The sequence below is a fragment of the Methanosarcina sp. Kolksee genome, from assembly GCF_000969945.1.
Taxonomy (GTDB): domain Archaea; phylum Halobacteriota; class Methanosarcinia; order Methanosarcinales; family Methanosarcinaceae; genus Methanosarcina; species Methanosarcina vacuolata.
The window spans coordinates 1,060,884-1,074,730 of sequence record NZ_CP009524.1; the positions used below are offsets into that span (position 1 = coordinate 1,060,884).

General features: G+C 44.5%; 24 protein-coding genes. All 24 read right to left on the bottom strand.

Translation table 11 applies throughout. From position 1 onward, the window contains the following. Nucleotides 1-402: 402 nt before the first annotated feature. The 24 genes from cmk to MSKOL_RS04600 all read right to left on the bottom strand — a co-directional run bounded on the left by cmk (nt 403) and on the right by MSKOL_RS04600 (nt 13,837). Nucleotides 403-945 carry a (d)CMP kinase gene (gene cmk, locus MSKOL_RS04485; RefSeq protein WP_048118607.1) on the bottom strand — a complete coding sequence of 181 codons (543 nt, stop codon included), beginning with the start codon at nt 943-945 and terminating at the stop codon, nt 403-405. After that, entirely contained in the window at nt 945-1,565 is a 621-nt protein-coding gene (locus MSKOL_RS04490; RefSeq protein WP_048118610.1) for a DUF106 domain-containing protein, read from the bottom strand. The genes cmk and MSKOL_RS04490 overlap by 1 nt, the downstream gene beginning before the upstream one ends. A 630-nt stretch (nt 1,566-2,195) precedes the next feature. Further along, entirely contained in the window at nt 2,196-2,474 is a 279-nt protein-coding gene (locus MSKOL_RS04495) for a sugar-specific transcriptional regulator TrmB (RefSeq protein ID WP_048118613.1), read from the bottom strand. Between the two features lie 280 nt (nt 2,475-2,754). Further along, on the bottom strand, nt 2,755-3,402 hold the full coding sequence (locus MSKOL_RS04500; RefSeq protein WP_048153963.1) for an adenylate kinase: 648 nt from the start codon (nt 3,400-3,402) through the stop codon (nt 2,755-2,757). An 84-nt stretch (nt 3,403-3,486) separates the two neighbouring features. Further along, nucleotides 3,487-4,965, bottom strand: a complete 1,479-nt coding sequence (gene secY / locus MSKOL_RS04505) for a preprotein translocase subunit SecY (protein ID WP_048153964.1) — start codon at nt 4,963-4,965, stop codon at nt 3,487-3,489. Nucleotides 4,966-5,107: 142 nt separating this feature from the next. Continuing rightward, on the bottom strand, nt 5,108-5,530 hold the full coding sequence (locus tag MSKOL_RS04510) for an uL15m family ribosomal protein (RefSeq protein ID WP_048118622.1): 423 nt from the start codon (nt 5,528-5,530) through the stop codon (nt 5,108-5,110). A 10-nt stretch (nt 5,531-5,540) separates the two neighbouring features. Next, a complete protein-coding gene (locus MSKOL_RS04515; RefSeq protein ID WP_048118626.1) occupies nt 5,541-6,002 on the bottom strand; it encodes a 50S ribosomal protein L30 in 462 nt (153 codons plus the stop codon). Nucleotide 6,003: 1 nt separating this feature from the next. Beyond that, on the bottom strand, nt 6,004-6,630 hold the full coding sequence (locus MSKOL_RS04520) for a 30S ribosomal protein S5 (protein WP_048118629.1): 627 nt from the start codon (nt 6,628-6,630) through the stop codon (nt 6,004-6,006). Between the two features lie 9 nt (nt 6,631-6,639). After that, nucleotides 6,640-7,164, bottom strand: a complete 525-nt coding sequence (locus tag MSKOL_RS04525; protein WP_048118633.1) for a 50S ribosomal protein L18 — start codon at nt 7,162-7,164, stop codon at nt 6,640-6,642. A 16-nt stretch (nt 7,165-7,180) separates the two neighbouring features. Further along, a complete protein-coding gene (locus MSKOL_RS04530) occupies nt 7,181-7,633 on the bottom strand; it encodes a 50S ribosomal protein L19e (RefSeq protein ID WP_048118636.1) in 453 nt (150 codons plus the stop codon). 2 nt (nt 7,634-7,635) lie between these two features. Then, on the bottom strand, nt 7,636-8,073 hold the full coding sequence (locus MSKOL_RS04535) for a 50S ribosomal protein L32e (protein ID WP_048123702.1): 438 nt from the start codon (nt 8,071-8,073) through the stop codon (nt 7,636-7,638). A gap of 10 nt (nt 8,074-8,083) precedes the next feature. Beyond that, nucleotides 8,084-8,614, bottom strand: coding sequence for a 50S ribosomal protein L6 (locus MSKOL_RS04540; protein WP_048153967.1), 531 nt, complete (start codon nt 8,612-8,614; stop codon nt 8,084-8,086). 15 nt (nt 8,615-8,629) lie between these two features. Then, nucleotides 8,630-9,022, bottom strand: coding sequence for a 30S ribosomal protein S8 (locus MSKOL_RS04545; RefSeq protein WP_048118642.1), 393 nt, complete (start codon nt 9,020-9,022; stop codon nt 8,630-8,632). Nucleotides 9,023-9,032: 10 nt separating this feature from the next. Next, a complete protein-coding gene (locus MSKOL_RS04550) occupies nt 9,033-9,185 on the bottom strand; it encodes a 30S ribosomal protein S14 (protein ID WP_048118645.1) in 153 nt (50 codons plus the stop codon). Continuing rightward, a complete protein-coding gene (locus MSKOL_RS04555; protein ID WP_048123703.1) occupies nt 9,186-9,683 on the bottom strand; it encodes a 50S ribosomal protein L5 in 498 nt (165 codons plus the stop codon). It abuts the gene before it with no gap. A gap of 4 nt (nt 9,684-9,687) precedes the next feature. Next, nucleotides 9,688-10,395 carry a 30S ribosomal protein S4e gene (locus tag MSKOL_RS04560; RefSeq protein WP_048118646.1) on the bottom strand — a complete coding sequence of 236 codons (708 nt, stop codon included), beginning with the start codon at nt 10,393-10,395 and terminating at the stop codon, nt 9,688-9,690. Between the two features lie 13 nt (nt 10,396-10,408). Beyond that, the gene (gene rplX, locus MSKOL_RS04565) at nt 10,409-10,759 is read right to left on the bottom strand and encodes a 50S ribosomal protein L24 (RefSeq protein ID WP_048118649.1); all 351 of its coding nucleotides are present in this window, start codon (nt 10,757-10,759) and stop codon (nt 10,409-10,411) included. A gap of 10 nt (nt 10,760-10,769) precedes the next feature. Further along, nucleotides 10,770-11,168 (bottom strand): 50S ribosomal protein L14, encoded by a 399-nt coding sequence (gene rpl14p, locus MSKOL_RS04570; protein WP_048118652.1) that lies wholly within the window; start codon nt 11,166-11,168, stop codon nt 10,770-10,772. Next, a complete protein-coding gene (locus tag MSKOL_RS04575) occupies nt 11,165-11,494 on the bottom strand; it encodes a 30S ribosomal protein S17 (protein WP_048118655.1) in 330 nt (109 codons plus the stop codon). Before MSKOL_RS04575 ends, rpl14p begins: the two co-directional genes overlap by 4 nt. Nucleotides 11,495-11,498: 4 nt before the next feature. Beyond that, nucleotides 11,499-11,831, bottom strand: coding sequence for a ribonuclease P protein component 1 (gene rnp1 / locus MSKOL_RS04580; protein WP_048118658.1), 333 nt, complete (start codon nt 11,829-11,831; stop codon nt 11,499-11,501). Then, a complete protein-coding gene (gene rpmC / locus MSKOL_RS04585; protein WP_048118662.1) occupies nt 11,821-12,024 on the bottom strand; it encodes a 50S ribosomal protein L29 in 204 nt (67 codons plus the stop codon). The genes rnp1 and rpmC overlap by 11 nt, the downstream gene beginning before the upstream one ends. Continuing rightward, a complete protein-coding gene (locus MSKOL_RS04590) occupies nt 12,024-12,959 on the bottom strand; it encodes a 30S ribosomal protein S3 (RefSeq protein WP_048118665.1) in 936 nt (311 codons plus the stop codon). The genes rpmC and MSKOL_RS04590 overlap by 1 nt, the downstream gene beginning before the upstream one ends. Next, nucleotides 12,960-13,415, bottom strand: coding sequence for a 50S ribosomal protein L22 (locus tag MSKOL_RS04595; RefSeq protein ID WP_048118668.1), 456 nt, complete (start codon nt 13,413-13,415; stop codon nt 12,960-12,962). It abuts the gene before it with no gap. Nucleotides 13,416-13,426: 11 nt separating this feature from the next. Next, a complete protein-coding gene (locus MSKOL_RS04600) occupies nt 13,427-13,837 on the bottom strand; it encodes a 30S ribosomal protein S19 (RefSeq protein ID WP_048118671.1) in 411 nt (136 codons plus the stop codon). Between the last annotated feature and the right edge of the window lie 10 nt (nt 13,838-13,847).

Sequence of the window (13,847 nt, forward strand, 5' to 3'; positions counted from 1 at the left end):
AGTTTTTCAAAAACTCCTGAATTGAATTTATAGACGTAAATATGATAGATATACAGTAACTTGTAAATAGGCATAATGAAAGCGAACCATAGTGAAAATAAACCCGAGATTTATAAATTTGAGAGTCATAAACCTGAAATTTATAAATTTGAGAGTCATAACCCAGAGATCTATAAATTAAATAGTTATAAATTAAAGAGTTATAAATCTAAGATTTATAAAAAGATTTACGGAAATTCCCATATGCATATAAAAAGGAATTCCAGCATTATTAATTCAGCATTAATTAAGAGAGAGCATATGCCGAAGACCTGTGGTTGCTGTAATATCAGTATATCACGTTCCGGCAAATAAAACTCTACGCCTTGTATAAAAATCCAGCCTTTAACATATTAAGGGAAATTACTCCGGCCCCACGATGGAATCGATAGCGGCCCTCAGAATATCAAGAATCTGGTACTGGTTCCATTTTTCAGAATCAATAACAATGTCGTAAATAGAGAGGTCATCAATATTGATATTGTAATAGTTCATATAACGGAGGGCCTCAGATTTTTCCCTCTCAACTGTTTTTTCGAGCTCTTCGTCAAAAGAAACTGATTTTTCTCGCCTCAGGATTCTTTTTACCCGTACAGGCAAGGGAGCCTTTATCCAGATTTTAAGTACATTCGGTACATCTTTAGCCATATGGCCTGCAAGCCTGCTTTCAAGGATGAGCTGTTCATGACTGTGGATAACATCCCTCTGATTTTTATCAATAGCCAGGTCAATTGAAGGGTCTTTTTCGGCCATAGCTCCGAATTCTGCCAGGCTCATTCCCTTCTCCCTGGCTATCTTCCTGAAAATTTCACCAGAGGAGATCAGTTCAAGTTCATAGTATTCTGCAAGGAGCTTTGAAACTGTTGTTGTCCCACTTCCGGGAAGCCCGCTAACCGTTATTCGCATCAGACCCCACCGATATCCAGTGCCTTTCTGATAAACTGGCTAACTCCAAGAGAACAAATGAAGTACCAGTACAACCAGTTCTGGAAGTACCAAAAAGCATGGGTTGTCAGCAACTGTTTACCCCAGAAAGGAAAAACCATCGTGGCACTCCCGTGCCCGCTGATGTAATAATAAGCCCACATGAAGAGAGGAACGGAAATGATACTGATGTAAGCCATAGGCTTGAACTGCTGCTTGGACATCTTCATCTGGTCTTCCATCATTGCCTGGCGTTGTTCTTCCAGTTTTTTAAGCATATAAGTGTTCTGAGAAAGCTGTGCCTCTCGGAATTCCTTCTGGAAAACCTTCATGCGTTCCTGGGTATTCCTCATGAGGTCCCAGTCAATTGTGTATTTCTGGATAAGGGATGCGTAAATAGCAGTAATAGATGCCATTACCAAAAGGATTAGAAAGAAATTCTCCTGTCCGATCAGAGCAAGTATGGGATTCATTAAAGTCCCTACGCCTTCCCCGACAGCCTCCCTGAAACCCTGCCCAAGGACCATAATCCCAATCATAAGGGAAAAACCGAGAGCCAGCAGGAACCGGTCTATCTGATTTTTTAATGTCTCTGAAACCAAGTTGTCCTCACCATTCAGATTCAATAGTTATTCTGAGATCTTCAAATGTAAAAGAATTCCAATAATAGAAGCTTGGCAAGCTTAAAGTATTGTAAAGTCGTGATAAATCAGCTCAATTACGGAGCCAATTTTAAATGATTACGCAGGTTGTTCTGGTTAATAAGTGTCGATGTATATATAAGTTATACTATTCAATGAAATTACGGCAAAGTACTCCCCGGAATAACAATGAAATCATATGAGGGGATAAGCAAGCGAAACCTTGCAGAGTTTAAAAAATCCGTTGTTAGAGCAGACTTTGAGCTGGTAAAAATATGTCGTAATAAGATATGAAGACCCTCAATTTGAGGGCAAAACTCAGCGTTTAAGCAAATTATAGAAAAAGCGAAACCGAAGAGACTCAAAGCCTTGAAACCCCCTGAGTAAAAATTCTTTGTTTCAGGTTAATACTCTGATTATTTCAGGTCAATACTCTGATTATTTCAGGTTACTACTCTGATCCTTTCAGGCTAATACTCTGATCCTTTCAGGTTAGTACTCTGATTATTTCAGGTTAATATATCGGTATTTTCGGTTAATTTTTCGATCAGCGTTAAAATAGATTAAATCTGGCTCCAATAATCCCAATAATCAAAGGTATTTCCCATCCAGTTCTTCTAAAATTTTTTTTCCTTCTTCTGTCAGGATATACTTTCTCCACGTGGTTTTTTCAGGAGTCAAACACTGAATTAAGCCCTTACTCTCAAGTTCCTTTAAAGCATGGCTGATATTCTGTGTGGATCGGCTTGCCTCATGAGCAATATCCGAAGCCCTTACAAAGGGGTGCCTTTTCATGGAGTCCATCAGAATCAAACGGCGATCAACGCTGATAACCCAGTTCACCAGTTCATCGATCGAGTTTTCAGTCATATTAACTCAGCTTCTCCGTGTGTAGTTTTTGTTGATATAAATAGCCACATATTATTTAAATACAAATTATTTGAATCAAATGAATGCGAAAAAAGCAAGAACATTTCGATAAATACAATATCCGCTGATAAAATAGAAAGGTCAGAATATTAAATAAAATAGAAAAGTCAGAAGATTTAATTAAATAAAAAAGTCAGAAGATTTAATTAAATAAAAAGTCAGAAGATTTAATTAAATAAAAAGTCAGAAGATTTAATTAAATAAAAAAGAAATGAAGAATTCAGGCAAATTTTGTAAGAACTGCCTTTATTACTTCAAAGACCTCATCAATATCTTTTGTACCGTCTAGAGTTACCAGAAATCCCTGCTTTGTGTAATACTCAATAAGGGGTTCGGTCTGTTTTTTATAGACATTGAGACGGTTCTTGACGGCCTCTTCTTTGTCGTCATCGCGCTGAAAAACCTTACTCCCGCAAATATCACAGACATCATCTTTTTTCGGCGGGTTAAAAGTCCTGTGATAGCTAGCACCACAATTGCACATAAGGCGGCCGCTTATTCGTTCTACCAGTTCTTCATCAGGAACTTCGAGGTTGAGAACAACATCTATGGGCTTATTGATCTCATCAAGGATGCCTGCAAGAGCGTCAGCCTGAGGTATTGTTCTTGGATATCCGTCAAGGATAAAACCTTTTTCACAGTCCTGTTCTTTCAGACGGTTCTTAATAATCCCTATAAGTACCTCATCAGGAACAAGTTCTCCTTTGTCCATATATCCCTTGGCTGCAAGCCCAAGCTCTGTTCCTTCCCTGACATTTGCCCGCAGGATATCCCCTGTGGAGATCTGCGGGATTCCATAGTTGTCAACCATTTTTTTGGCCTGGGTGCCTTTTCCGGCACCGGGGGGCCCAAAGAGTATTATATTCATTTGAAGATCCCTGTGTTTATCCTTTAGTTTGTTTACATTACATCTCTCTTATTCGAGTCCTTATAACAGCTCAAAAAGAACCTCTTACTGTTCCCCAAAGAAGGAGCGGATCATTGGGTGCATTTCCATCATCTGCTCGGAAGCTATGTCCTCATAGAGACGATATACGATACTGACAGCCAGCAAAAGTCCGGTACCACTTGTACTTCCAAGAGTACCGAGCAAGCTTGCAATCAACGTAAGAATCCCTATGAAAGCTCCACCTATTACGGTAACTTTTGGGATATAGCGCTGGGTAACTTTTTCAATACTGCTAATATTCCTCCTGAAACCCGGAATCTGCATACCTGAATTGAAAATCTTCTGGGCAGTGGGTTTAGCTCCCATACCAGTTGTTTCTATCCAGAAAAGTGCAAAGATGATTCCACCTGCGATAAGCATAGTAGCATCTGTAAAGACGTGAAGTACAATCTGCCAGTTTGCAGGTGTAGCCGCCCCATAACTTGAAAAGGAATCTTTCACAAGAGATGGAATCCAATCGTAAGGACTGTTTATTGGAGCAAGGTAATACATAATCCCGTTTAGAGGCGTAGATCCATGGAACTCTCCAAGGAAAGTGATTCCACGACTGGCAAGAATAATTCCAATCATCTGGATATTAGCCTGAAGAGCTCTGACAAGAATCATCGGTAAGACTGATGCATATATTAACTTAACAGGAAAACGGCCCCTAGCTCCTCTAACCGCACTATGGGCGAGAGGGATTTCGATTCTTGTACTTTCCACGTATACCACAAGTAAGAAGATAACAACTGTGCTTAGCAGTGCAAGAATTCCTCCTCTGACCAGCATGAACACTACACCCTCACCTGAGAAGAGGTAATCTGCTCCGACGTTCTGGGCGATATAAATCCATTTTGGAATCAGCCCGACCGGGAGCCCGGAAGAATCATACTGCCAGTTAAAGATCCCTGTAACAATCTGCTGGGAGATTCCCGCAACAATGAAAAGTCCGACTCCTGACCCGATGCCCCACTTGGAAACCACTTCATCCATGAAAAGGATCAGCGCGCCTCCAATAAAGATCTGGATAAGAAGCAGGAAGGTGATTACTCCCAGGCCTACACCTAGAGCAGAAGCAAGTCCTGTATCCGGCTGGATATATCCACCAAGTAGCTGCGGCAGAGCTTCCAGTATGATCATGACAAACACAAGGAACTTCTGAGCTCCCTGAAAGAATGCCTGATCTTTGGGATCTGACAGGTCCAATTTAATGATATCTGCTCCAACAAGAAGTTGCAGGACAATCGAAGCCGTTACAATAGGCCCGATACCTAGGAGAATTAAAGATCCCGACGCGCCTGCAAAGAAGGCACGATAAGATTCAAAAAGGTCAACCGAGTCCTGGGACATCCCAAAAAGCGGTACATTTGCCAGAGCAAAGTACAGCAAAAGGACTCCCAGAGTCCACCAGAGCTTATCCTTAAAATGGACGTGTTTTTCCGGACTTGCTACTGCAGGTAACTTGTTAAAAAACGGTTCTAACGTATCCCTGAGAGTCATCGATTACACCATTCAAAATATAGTTTATTATAATATTTAAAATGTTAGATCACGTTTTACCGTAAGACATTGGTAAGTATAGTACATCTAATATGAAAAAGTTACCAAAAGAATTAAAATAAGTAATGCCAGGTGACATTACTTATTCGGCATCGATGCAACTTCCGCCAGCGGCTTCAATTTTTTCGCGGGCAGATGCGGAGAATCCTTCAGAAGTGACCACAAGGTTCTTCGTAACACGTCCGCTTCCGAGTACTTTTTCGATTTCGAGGTTTTCAAGGTTAATGTGGTACGCACCATCTTTGATTTCTGCAAGCCCTTCCTCAACAAGGTAAGGAGCAAGTTCGTCAAGTTCTCCCACATTTACTATGGAAACATCCCTGGAAATCTCAGCAGGGAGCTTGAAACCATGCTTTCCGTAGCTGTATCCCCTGAGCATAGCTCTTACAAAGTGGTGCTTACAGCCTCCGGCTTTTCCACGGCCTCCGCGGTTTCCGGCTCCACGCCTGTTTTTATGAGTCCCGCCTCCGCAGGTCCTGGATCCTCTGAACTTCTTTGTATCCATTCAAACCACCTTATCTCATTTTGTGCAGGAGTGCATTGATACCATCGCCGTGGTCTCCGAGTTCGCCGCCCTGCTTTACGGTTCTTTTAATCCCTGCATGTCCTTTTCTTGGAGGGTGAAGCCTGAAAACGGGCTTCAGTTTTGGAACGTCCTTAAGGGTAGCTTCTCCTTCAACAACAGCTTCGGCAAAAGCCTGAATTGAATCATAGGCTGTGTTTTCCCGGATGTATTCCTCAGTCAGGCGAGTATTGCCTTCGAGTCTTCCACGGTTTTCGAGGATCTCTGCAAAAGTCTTTGCATCAATTTCCCCAAAGGCAACGTAGTCCTTCACCTTCTGGACCATACCTTTGAAATGAGGATTCTCGGGCACAAACACACAATGGTTAACCTTGTGCAGACGAAGCATCTTCATTGTATCTTCAATCGTGTACCGGACATTAACCTGACCTCTCAACCTAACAATGGCATACATATCAGGCATCCTCCTTACAGTAGACTGGCAGCCTCATAACATTCACCTGGTTGAGGGCGTCAAAGGTTGCCTTTGCGAAGTTAAGAGTAGACCGGGTAGTACCGAAGGTCTTGGTCCATACGTCTTTAATTCCGGCTTTTTCCAGCACTTTAGTTGCAGTATTTCCTGCAGCGATTCCAAGGCCTCTTGGTGCCGGAATAAGAGTTACGCTTACACTGCCTGCCTTTCCGGTTACTTCATAAGGAACGGTGTGAGGCAGACCGCAGGCGCATTCCCATGAACCGCAACCTCTGCGGATATAGGAGATCTCGAGCTTTGCAGCATCAATCGCTTTACGGATAGCAGGCCCTACCTGCACATCCTTTGCCTGCCCGAGCCCTACATAGCCATTTCTGTTCCCTACGATTACGGTTGCTCTGAATTTCACACGGCGTCCGGAGTCAGTCATCCTCTGGACCATGTTAATATCGAGCACCTCGTCTTCCAGGTCAGGAAGCAGCATATCAATTATCTGAGGCTCCCTGATAGGCAGGCCTGATTTGATTGCTTCTTCCATGGAAGCAACCTGTCCTTCCATGACTAATTTTCCAAGCCTGGTTTTTGGAACCCAATCTTCATCGAATGCCATTTAATCACCTTAACTAAATTCAGCAAAGATTTTCTCTTTGGTTGCTTCAAACTGCTCTGGCAGGTCTGAGCTCTCTTCTCTATATTCAGCAATGTGCTCTCCCCGGATTCTCTCTTCCGAAGGGAAAACTTCAGGGCTGCAGGGGACTTCAAAACCCGAGTCTACTATGCCTTTAAGCGCAGCATAGACTCTGGAACCTGCAGAGGAAGCCTGAAGTCCTATATCCAGAATTCCTCCTTCATATCCCTTATTCAAGCTTTTAAGCCCGAAAAGGAGCCCTGTAAGGTATGCAGCCGTTGTGTTTCCGGTAGACCCTGTATAACCGTACTTAGCAAGCTCACTCGAAGCGGCTGAGGAATAAGTTATATCCCCCTCTGGGGTCGGAGCTATTAACTGGATTTGAACATTTCTTGCACTCTTCCTGACAACCACACGGTCCTGCCTTGAGAGCAGTAACTTGAGTCGCAGGTGGTAATTAGTGCGTCCTTCTCTTCTTCGTCTAAAAGGAACCTTATATCTTGGTCCTGTTGCCATATTTAGCTCCTCCAGGTTATTTCTTTAACAGTTTTTCAGACCCAAGGTGGGAGTTCAGGTGGGAAACGCTTCTGTATTCGCCGCCTTTTGCTTTTCTGTAAAGTCTGCAGTACACGGATTTATCAAGTGTTCCATCTGCACGCAGTTCCTTGAGCCTTCTTCTAAGAGCCCTGATCTTTTTGATCCACTGCTCCTTCTTAGGAGTGCGGGCTCCTTTCTTACCTTTTCTTGAACCTTGACCTTTGCAGTGCCCATACTTGCGCTTGGCAGCAAGAGCTCTGGCTCGGCCTCTGCTGACTCCTTTGATCGGCTTGGCTTTAATAGTGCCTTTCTCAATGAGCCCGCGAATATCTTCCCTGGTAATTGCCGATGCGATCTCTTCGGAGGCTTCCGGATTAAGCCATACCCTGTCAAGTCCGCATTCGAGAATCTTGGAGGCTAACCTTCTTTGATTGGCCAGATCTGACATTTTTATTCACTCCTTCCAGGGTTCAGTACTTTAATACCGAGTTCTCCAGCTTTTGTGATAATAACAGCTTTCTTTCTTGAGCCTACTGTCGATGCTATCCTGATAGCTTCATAAGAAGGATCAACGAGCTCAAGCTCAGCAACGCTGGAAACAAGCACATCAGAATAACCGGAAGGGTGCAATCCTTTTACTGCAGCAGGACTTCCGTACCCTACCTGGGCATGGGCACCTTTTGAGACATACTTTCGACGCTGTTTACCCTGAGAACCTCTCGGACGCCTCCAGTTGCTGTCAAGCCTCTTAAATTTATGACAGGCTGCTCTTTTAAACTGGGGCTTCTTTCCCTTCTGGACTTTTCTCACATTGAATAATCGCCTGGATTCAGAGTCCATATCAAGGGTGGAAACTGAAGTACTTTCTGATTTGAATTCTTCTGCCATCACAACCACCTCAGGGCTTCTGCACAATGTAGATTCCGTCCTGGAAAATCCTTGGGTCGAATCTCTTGATCTTGGTCTTCTGTTCAATATTTGCGGCAGTCTGCCCGACATCTTCCTTGTTGATTCCGGAAACAGTCACCTCATTTCCAGAAACCTTAACCTTTGTCTCACCAAGAATTTTTGCAACTCTTGGCTTTTTTTCTCCAAGGAAGTTTCCTATTATGAGGGTCTTACCATCAACTTTTACCTGCATAGGGAAGTGAGCGTACAGAATAGTCATCTTGCACTCAAAACCCTCATTTACGCCTTTTACAAGGTTTTTGATGTGGGAAGTAAAAGTGCCTACCATGGCTTTCTGTTCTTTCCTGGAAGATTCTGCATCTACCTCTACTTCGCCGTCCCTGACGTAGATCTTGATTCCAGGATACCATAGTTTTCTTTCTACAGTCCCCAGAGGGCCACTGGCTGTAAACACATCCTGAGAGATAGAAACGGAAATTCCTTCAGGAATCTCTATTTTTCTTGCAATTTCCTTAACCATTTCCTGTTTCCTCCATCAGTACACATAAGCAAGAAGTTGCCCACCAATCTTCTTCTCACGGGCTTCGTACTGGGACATAACTCCGCTTGAAGTAGTTATTATAAGGGCGCCAAAGTTCTTTGCCGGCAGGAACTGCTTTTCCCAGCGTTCAAAGCTGCCAGTTCCTACGGAATACCGCGGCTTGATTGCACCGCATTTGTTGACTCTTCCCACAAGGGTTACACTGTAGATTCCGGCTTTTCCATCATCGATAAACTCGAATTCTCCAATGTAGCCGAGATCTTGCATAACCTTCAACACGTTGCCAATGTTTTTTGAGGCAGGCCTGATAATACAGGAACTTTTCCCAATAACTTCGGCATTTTTAATTGTGGAAAGGGCGTTTGCAAGAGGATCAAGTAATACCATTTTAATCACCTTATGAATACTTCTCAAAACCCATATCGTGGGCAATTTCCCTGAAACAGTGCCTGCAGAGGTAAATATCATATTTGCGGACAAGTCCCTGCTTTCTTCCACACCGCTTGCACACGTTTACTCCTTTTCCGGACTTATTTATAGTCTCCGCCATTTACATGACCTCCACGCCATAGCTATCGTTAAGGAAAGCAATGGCATCCTCAACTGTGACTCTGTGGTTAGCCGGGATCTTCCTTGTTGCAATCCTTCTCTTGCAGATTCTTTCTCCAGGGCGCTTGATAACAACTGTTACGTCCATTCCGAAAACCCCGATATTCGGGTCATATCTCATGCCCGGAAAATCAGTGTGTTCTTCAATTCCGAAAGAGACGTTTCCAAGGGAGTCAAACTGGGACCTGACAAGAGTCTTATCAACGATACCAAGGGCGGTCTCGAGAAACTGCTGGGCTCTCTGGCCTCTCAGGGTTACTTTGCAGCCGATAGGCTCGTTCTTTTTGATCGAGAAAGCCGGAAGGGTCCTCTTGGCAAAGCACCTGACAACTCCCTGCCCTGTAACAGTCTTGAGGATTTCTTCGGCATTTACTAGATGCTGGCCACTTTCTCCAACACCCATGTGGACAATTACCTTCTCAACAACGGGAGTGCGCATAACATTATTCAATTACCTCACCACCGAGCCGGATCTCAGGCTTGTCCTCGCCAATAACAATAACGTAATCTTCAATTGTTTCGAAATCGGTTTCCCCTGAAATCGCGACAGTATTGTGTCTGGAACTCTTAACTTCCTTGATTTCAGTGATCTTTCCGATTTCTCCAGAGTGCTGGCCGCCTACTACCATTGCCAGATTGCCGACCTTGAACTGCAGGTGCTTTACTATCTGCTTGTCAGGCAATGAGAGAATCAGAGAGTCCTTTGTACCGTACTCGTTAGAACCCGGAATGTTGGTCCCGTCATTCAGGTTAAGCTGAACCTTTCCTCCTTTGAGAGTAGTTTTGTTGTTGATCCTGCACAATTTGTTAACGTTTGTTGCATCCAGCTTGTGAAGTACCAGACGTCCCTTTTCGTCCTGGAACATCCTGTACGTTTCATTTATGAGAGGGAGTGTAATTACGTCAAAAAGCCCAACCGGGAACCTGAGGTCTTTTCTGGGAATCCCATCTACAAGAACTTTGCCTTCCGAGAGAATCTTTTTGCCTTCCCTGCTATTATCTACAATCTTGAGAATATCACGAATTATAATTCCGAGCGGAAGACTGCGTGCCTGACTGTGAGGCCCCGGGCGAGTGGTGGAGACCCACTTATAACCTTTTTTTCCGGCCTTCCAGCTTCTTGGAATTGATAATCTTTTCTGGTGTGTCACAAAATCACCTGCCTCACTTCTTAATACTTGATGCTCTGCGCCCGTCCTTCAGTTCCAGTTTTGTGATCATAACATTGGAGGGGTATATCGGTCTTGAGACTTCGGTACCATCCACTTTGGTGGAAATAACTCCGTCCACAGAAATTGTGCCGTACTGAAGCGAAACGGCCTGGACCTTTCCTTCAGTGCCCTTATAATCTCCACGCATGACCTTCACGGTGTCTCCCGCTATAACTGCGGCGCTTCTTGTGCCGTACTCCTTTGAGAGTGCTTCACTAAGCCTTGCGCCCATGAATTTCTGTCTGACGTGCAGAGGCGCATTATATCTTGCCTTTCTCTGCTTTCTAGGCTGTTTGGATACCATTTTCGCCACCTCAGACAATGATAGATGCTGTGGTCCCGATCTTGGGGTACCTCTCAGCTACTTCTCTTGCTATAGGACCTTTTATGTCCGTGCCTTTTGGAATTCCTTCTTCATCCGTGATTACCATGGCATTGTCCTCAAAGGACACATGCAGCCCATCCGGACGGCGAAACTCCTGTTTCTGGCGAACCACTACTGCAAGGAGTACCTGCTTTCTCATTTCTGGTGTGCCTTTTTTTACTGAGACGACGCACATGTCCCCAATTCCTGCGCAGGGCATTCTGTTCTTTACCCCTCTGTATTTCTTGACAGAAATAATCTCAACGACCTTGGCTCCGGTGTTGTCCACACAGGGAACCTTGGCACCTGCATTGAGAGCCCTTGGGATGTTGGAGCGTATGCCTTTCATTTGGGCACCTCCGCTTTAACTACCACATAGGACTTTGTTTTGCTTATACGTCTGCATTCTGCAATCGTAACGATATCCCCGACTTTTGCTGAAATGCAGGGTGGGTTGTGTGCGTGAACCTTCGAGCGTCTCTTCTCGTATCTCTGGTATTTCGGCACCAATTTCATGTATTGCCTTTCAATAACTACCGTATTGTCCATCTTGCTGCTGACCACGGTGCCCACAAGGATTTGACCTCTTACTGGAAGTGTTCCGTGGAAGGGACAGTATGAATCATTACATTCTTCTGATGGCGCCGGTATGTTCAATCCAATATCTTTTGCCATGAGTTTAGCCCCATTTGCGTAACTTTTTAATGTTCTTGATCCGATTTTCGGGTTGTGAGAGCAGCAGGTTTCCCTGAATTTTAACGAATGTATCGGATCTGCGGCCTTTTTCTGAGAGCTCGGCAGGGATTCGGAAGAGAAATTCCGAATCCGCCTTTGGAATCTTCAGTTCCCGCGACCCTGAGTTTTCTATGATTAACATATTTTTCGTTTCGTCAATCACCAGGCCGCGGATTCCTATCAATGCTGGATTAGTGGAACGAATCACCTGAATTTCGAGCCCTATCAGTTCATGGTAGATAAGGGTCGAAGGTAGAATTTCCACTTTAGATTTCATTTAGCTCATGCTGAATTGTCTTTATCCGGGCAATCGTTCTTCTGATTTCTCCGATTCTTCCCGGGTTTTCAGGAGCTCCGCCTGCGGAAGTAAGGGCACGTTCCCTGACCAGTTCACTATTCAGGGTCTCGAGTTCGTCAGCTCTTTCGTCAAGTGACATATCCCGGATTTCTTTGGATCTGAGGATTGCCATTATTCCTTAGCCTCCTTGTGAACCCTTGCCATCGGATGCCAGTAATCATAACCCTCATGTTTATGCTGCCAGACTCCGTTGACCTGTCTTCTAAGTTCTTCCGAACCTTCAACCTGAATGATCTCAGCCTCTTCAAAGTCTTCTGCTGCTTCAGCCTGAGGTTCTTCCTCGGCTTCTTCAGGTTCTGCAACTTCAGCTACTTCTACTGGTTTCGCAGGTGCTGCTGCAGGAGTTTTGGGTTTTGCAACGCTTTCCTTTTTAGGGACTTCGGCAGGTTTTTCAACTGGTTTTGCAGCAGGTTTTTCTGCAGGCTTTTCAACCGGTTCAGTTACAGGCTCACTTGGTTCCCTAGTAGTATATGAGTCAGGAAGGACAACGTCCGGCTGAATGATCCTGACTTTACAACCAAGGGTCCCGAGCTTTTTGACTGCTACTGCAAACCCTTCGTCTACGACCTCTTCTACAGGATGTCCAGAATGCTTTACGTACCCGTCAATAAATTTTTCAACTCTTGACCTGGCACCTGTGAGTTTACCGGAAATGACAACTTCACAGCCGAGTGCGCCTGCATTCATGACTGCCCGAAGGGTGTTGTGTCCGGCTTTCCTGAAATACCAGCCTCTCTCAATTGAAGCTGCAAGCCTTGATGCCATCATCTGAGCGTTAAGTTCAGGTTTCTTAACTTCCTGAGCGTCAATCTGCGGATTTTCAAGATTGTACTTGGTTGCTACGTCCCTGGTAAGCTTTCTGATGACCTTCCCGGCTTTCCCTATTACCATTCCAGGCTTTTCAGAATAGATAACAATTTGGGTGCCCATTGGGGTCCTGTTAAGCTCCATACCGCCGTATCCAGCTCTGTTCAGCTGTTCTGCGAAATACTCGTCCATGGAGGCTTTGACAAACCCATCATTTACGAATTTTCTCTCTATTGCCATTTAGCGCACCTCGGAAAGAATCATCTCAATATTTACAGTGTCTGTGTCTTTGGGAGTGGCCCGTCCTCTGGCTCTCGGCATAAACCCGTGAATTACCCTGCCGCGTTGAATTGCAGCATGGATAATATACATGTTTGCGGGTTCAAGGCCTTTGTATTCGGCATTGCTTTCTGCATTCTTCAAAATCTTGAGGATTTCTTTTGAAGCGTTAACAGGGTACCTGCCTGCAGCCATTGGACCTTTTCGGTGTCCAGTTCCATCGTGGTGTCTTTTGAAGGGAACTGCCTGCTTTAAAGCAACTACATCTTCTAAAAACTTTCTTGCTTCAGCAACTTTCATGCCTTTAATTTTGCAGCAGACTTCACGGGACTTTTTAGGGGAAATATGGAGTTCAGAACCCATAGCCTTAGAGGTTGTCTCAGGGTCTCCTTTAACTGAATAATTAATTCTTGCCATTCCCTCTCACCTCATTTCAGTGGCACGAACTTGCTTGAACGGGTTGCTCCCACACCGGCACTGCCGTGTGAAACTTTTGATCTTGTGGGTGCGAATTCTCCAAAACGGTGCCCGATCATTTCAGGCTGGAGGTCCACACTCACGAAACCTTTCCCATTGTGGATTTCAATAGTCTGTCCGATCATTTCCGGAAGGATGATCAGGTCTCTGTGATGAGTCCTGACCTTCTTTCCTTCCTTAAACTCATGCAGGACTTTTTTCTGCCCTTCAGTAAACCCGCGTTTAATGCTCCTGCGTTCTCTCGAAGGCAGGAGTTCTGCAAACTCTTCAAGACTCAGTTCCTGAAGTTCTGAGACGGTTTTCCCGCGGTAGGTATACTCACCCTTTCTCTTTGGTAATCTTGATGATGATTTTTTAACCATAACGAACACC

Coding starts and splice junctions, on each gene's coding strand:
- cmk (WP_048118607.1), bottom strand. CDS start 945: ATGCGAATAACGGTTAGCGGGCTTCCCGGAAGTGGGACAACAACAGTT.
- rpmC (WP_048118662.1), bottom strand. CDS start 12,024: ATGGCAATCCTCAGATCCAAAGAAATCCGGGATATGTCACTTGACGAA.
- MSKOL_RS04540 (WP_048153967.1), bottom strand. CDS start 8,614: ATGGTTAAGGAAATTGCAAGAAAAATAGAGATTCCTGAAGGAATTTCC.
- MSKOL_RS04545 (WP_048118642.1), bottom strand. CDS start 9,022: ATGGTATTACTTGATCCTCTTGCAAACGCCCTTTCCACAATTAAAAAT.
- MSKOL_RS04600 (WP_048118671.1), bottom strand. CDS start 13,837: ATGGTTAAAAAATCATCATCAAGATTACCAAAGAGAAAGGGTGAGTAT.
- MSKOL_RS04595 (WP_048118668.1), bottom strand. CDS start 13,415: ATGGCAAGAATTAATTATTCAGTTAAAGGAGACCCTGAGACAACCTCT.
- MSKOL_RS04575 (WP_048118655.1), bottom strand. CDS start 11,494: ATGGCAAAAGATATTGGATTGAACATACCGGCGCCATCAGAAGAATGT.
- MSKOL_RS04530 (WP_048118636.1), bottom strand. CDS start 7,633: ATGTCAGATCTGGCCAATCAAAGAAGGTTAGCCTCCAAGATTCTCGAA.
- rnp1 (WP_048118658.1), bottom strand. CDS start 11,831: ATGAAATCTAAAGTGGAAATTCTACCTTCGACCCTTATCTACCATGAA.
- MSKOL_RS04510 (WP_048118622.1), bottom strand. CDS start 5,530: ATGGATACAAAGAAGTTCAGAGGATCCAGGACCTGCGGAGGCGGGACT.
- MSKOL_RS04495 (WP_048118613.1), bottom strand. CDS start 2,474: ATGACTGAAAACTCGATCGATGAACTGGTGAACTGGGTTATCAGCGTT.
- MSKOL_RS04550 (WP_048118645.1), bottom strand. CDS start 9,185: ATGGCGGAGACTATAAATAAGTCCGGAAAAGGAGTAAACGTGTGCAAG.
- MSKOL_RS04525 (WP_048118633.1), bottom strand. CDS start 7,164: ATGGCAACAGGACCAAGATATAAGGTTCCTTTTAGACGAAGAAGAGAA.
- MSKOL_RS04535 (WP_048123702.1), bottom strand. CDS start 8,073: ATGGCAGAAGAATTCAAATCAGAAAGTACTTCAGTTTCCACCCTTGAT.
- MSKOL_RS04500 (WP_048153963.1), bottom strand. CDS start 3,402: ATGAATATAATACTCTTTGGGCCCCCCGGTGCCGGAAAAGGCACCCAG.
- secY (WP_048153964.1), bottom strand. CDS start 4,965: ATGACTCTCAGGGATACGTTAGAACCGTTTTTTAACAAGTTACCTGCA.
- rpl14p (WP_048118652.1), bottom strand. CDS start 11,168: ATGAAAGGCATACGCTCCAACATCCCAAGGGCTCTCAATGCAGGTGCC.
- rplX (WP_048118649.1), bottom strand. CDS start 10,759: ATGGTATCCAAACAGCCTAGAAAGCAGAGAAAGGCAAGATATAATGCG.
- MSKOL_RS04590 (WP_048118665.1), bottom strand. CDS start 12,959: ATGGCAATAGAGAGAAAATTCGTAAATGATGGGTTTGTCAAAGCCTCC.
- MSKOL_RS04555 (WP_048123703.1), bottom strand. CDS start 9,683: ATGCGCACTCCCGTTGTTGAGAAGGTAATTGTCCACATGGGTGTTGGA.
- MSKOL_RS04515 (WP_048118626.1), bottom strand. CDS start 6,002: ATGTATGCCATTGTTAGGTTGAGAGGTCAGGTTAATGTCCGGTACACG.
- MSKOL_RS04520 (WP_048118629.1), bottom strand. CDS start 6,630: ATGGCATTCGATGAAGATTGGGTTCCAAAAACCAGGCTTGGAAAATTA.